The sequence below is a fragment of the Deltaproteobacteria bacterium genome (assembly GCA_003194485.1).
Taxonomy (GTDB): domain Bacteria; phylum Desulfobacterota; class Dissulfuribacteria; order Dissulfuribacterales; family UBA3076; genus UBA3076.
This window is the reverse complement of record PQXD01000067.1, coordinates 1-2,725: the sequence shown is the minus strand read 5'-3', so window position 1 is coordinate 2,725 and position 2,725 is coordinate 1. Positions and strand designations below refer to the sequence as shown.

The following is a 2,725-nucleotide window of genomic DNA, read 5'->3' as shown; positions in this document are numbered from 1 at the left end:
TGCGAGGCGGAAGGCACGCAGACGTACTTTTGTACTTCAAGTGCCTGACAACAAAGCAGATTTGGTAAAATTGGCTGCCCCTTGTGGCTTCAAATACCGAACAATTTTTAACTCCGGTGGAATGCACTTTTTGGGTGAACATTCCAAACTGGACAATACACCATAACTTACTGATTTTTCTATTTGTTCCTTATTGTTCGGTGTTTGAAGTGCATAATTTGGGTTCAAGTATTTGCCTAATTACCTCGGGTTGGGTCCTGGTGATAAAACTGATGATCTTCATCCCGGCATGGCATTTGGGACATTCAAGGGGATCAACCTCCCACACTTTCTTGATGCACTCCCGCCATGTTTTCGGCGGTCAAACCTACGTGATCACGTCGGTTCCGGAGCTCCTATCGGGAAAGCCCATGAAACCTCTTATCGTGGAAATCGTTGGAAAAATCATCGAAACAGGCGCCTCCAGAGGGATGGGAAGGGCCATGGACACCTGTTTTGCGGTGATGGCCTGTCGCGGAGCCATAAGGGCGAACTCAACTTTAACGCCCACTGTCCCCCCCACGGCCGTCCCACCTGGGTGGAATGGACAGTGAGGGATATTGAAAAGGCGTTTAAACGAGTGGTTTAGCCCTTGCTGGCCACAAAGAGACTCTGCTTAAACAATCTCTACCAACTCGATATCAAAGGTCAGGTCTTTCCCTGCCAAAGGGTGGTTGGCATCTAATGTAACGGTCGATTCAGAGACATCGGTCACGGCGACTATAATCATCTTGCCGTCTTTTTGGGGTATCTGCAACCGCTCGCCGACCTTTGGGTTTACTTCCGCCGGAAACTGGTTCCGGTCTATCTCCACTACCATTTCTCTGCGGTGGGGGCCGTACGCATTATCCGCGGGTATCTCGGTTGTTCTCGATTCCCCGGGACTCATCCCAACCACGCCCTGTTCAAAGCTCGGTATTATTTTACCATCGCCGATGGTAAATTCCAGGGGATCACGGTTGGCGGAAGTGTCAAAGACCGTGCCGTCTTCCAATTTGCCCGTGTAATGAACCTTAACGGTATCGCCTGATTTTGCCTGTGCCATTATTCCTCCTTTTTGTTGCAATTCCTATGTCTCCATCGGCCCGAAGCCGGCAGAACATGAATATTATAATAAGCTTGTTTGTTACCGGAAGGGACAGACAGATATTCGGAGGCCCATTGTGGAAGGAAGACTGGTGCTTTTGACGAGTCCTGGCCCGGGAAGTCTTACGCAGAGCGATCCGCTTGACCTGAATGTCGTTTGTTTTCGTAAAAATTCATATAACAATTAAGCTATATTGTCAATTTTTAGTAGAGCGCCTTGATCGTGCCGGCATCCAACTTCAGGGAATAAAAGACGATATGCGCTACTTGCATCATAGTCCCGATATGTCCCGTATCCGCCCCCTGATCCGGGAATTATATACCGGGTTCTTCATTTTCCGTTTTCAGTCTGCTGCGGGAGTAATATCGGCTTTATGTCAACGTACCGCCGCCTGAAAACGCGAATCCTATAGCTCAGCGGTCTGTCAGGGGATATCCATATTTCAAGGATGTAATCTCCAGGGGGAACGTCGTGAAAATAGTACATTTCCGATCCATGCGGCACCTCCTTAAAGCCGGTTTTTCTATAACACGCTTTTCGGAGTGTCCGCTATGACTGTACCACTTCACGGGACGCCCTTGCCTTCGGATAGTAGTTTATGATAGATATTACTATCAGTGGTTCAGCTACAGAGGACTTTCACCTCGCCGCTGATTAAATCGTTCTCGGCGGCTACGCCGCCGCGATTCGGCAAAGAAAATCTAATTTGCAGTTTGGCAACCGAAACAATCAATTCGAACGTGAGCATTGCCCTGCTATCAGGAGGTAACAATGAATTTAAATACTGTTTCCATATTCGACCTGAGTCCACCAGAGAAGCTACAACTGGTGGAAGATCTCTGGGACGATCTGGCGGCTACCCCGTCAGAGGTTCCTGTGCATGAATGGCAAAAGGAGGAGTTGGCTCGTCGAAAGGCCAACTTGATGAGCAACCCGGCTTCGGGGCTTTCGTGGGACGAGGTAAAACGCAGGGTTCGAAATCGCTATGGCCGCTGAACTAATAATCGCGCCGGAAGCACAACAGGACGTCGATGAGGCATATTGTTGGTACGAAGATCGCCGCCCCGGTTTGGGGGAAGAGTTTCTCGGCTGTGTGGACGCCTGTATCCAAGCAATTTGTCGCATGCCCGAACTCCACACGAAAGTCCACGAGGAGTACCGTCGGGCGTTGTTGAGGCGGTTTCCGTACGCCATCTTTTACGAGTATGCCGGTGGGAAGGTGACAGTCTACAGCATCTTCCATACATCCAGGGATCCAAAGAAATGGCGCAGTCGCTTGGTGTAACTTGCCAAGCATCGCTGAACCTGAATAAAAAGGAAGACAAATTATGGGTAAAAAAGCAAGGAAGAAGAAAAAAACAAAGAACTGGATATTTCATATAAGATACAGGCAGCAAGCACCGGGTAGGCTGCTTGCCATACAATTACTGCCATTGGTCTGAAGATTCTTTCATAGAGCAACCATTTTTTTGACAGGAGTTTAACCGTTAATTCTCTTTTTATCAATTTTATTCAATAATTTCAACAAATTATCTGCCAATCTACTGTAAGACCCCTCGGCGCACCCTTATTCCCCCCTAAAAAAATCAAGTTATCCTG

The 2,725-nt window shown here is 48.2% G+C and carries 4 protein-coding genes; 3 read left to right on the top strand and 1 reads right to left on the bottom strand.

Going from position 1 to position 2,725, the window contains the following annotated elements:
• The first annotated feature begins 272 nt into the window (after positions 1-272).
• Positions 273-593, top strand: coding sequence for a hypothetical protein (locus tag C4B57_12050; GenBank protein PXF50524.1), 321 nt, complete (start codon positions 273-275; stop codon positions 591-593).
• Between the two features lie 62 nt (positions 594-655).
• Here the strand turns inward: C4B57_12050 and C4B57_12045 are convergent, their stop codons facing one another.
• The gene (locus C4B57_12045; protein ID PXF50523.1) at positions 656-1,084 is read right to left on the bottom strand and encodes a peptidylprolyl isomerase; all 429 of its coding nucleotides are present in this window, start codon (positions 1,082-1,084) and stop codon (positions 656-658) included.
• An 813-nt stretch (positions 1,085-1,897) separates the two neighbouring features.
• Between C4B57_12045 and C4B57_12040 the strand changes: the two genes are divergently transcribed.
• Positions 1,898-2,122 carry an addiction module protein gene (locus tag C4B57_12040; protein PXF50522.1) on the top strand — a complete coding sequence of 75 codons (225 nt, stop codon included), beginning with the start codon at positions 1,898-1,900 and terminating at the stop codon, positions 2,120-2,122.
• Positions 2,112-2,411: a recombinase gene (locus C4B57_12035; protein ID PXF50521.1), complete on the top strand. Its 300-nt coding sequence runs from the start codon at positions 2,112-2,114 to the stop codon at positions 2,409-2,411. The genes C4B57_12040 and C4B57_12035 overlap by 11 nt, the downstream gene beginning before the upstream one ends.
• The last annotated feature ends 314 nt before the right edge of the window (positions 2,412-2,725 follow it).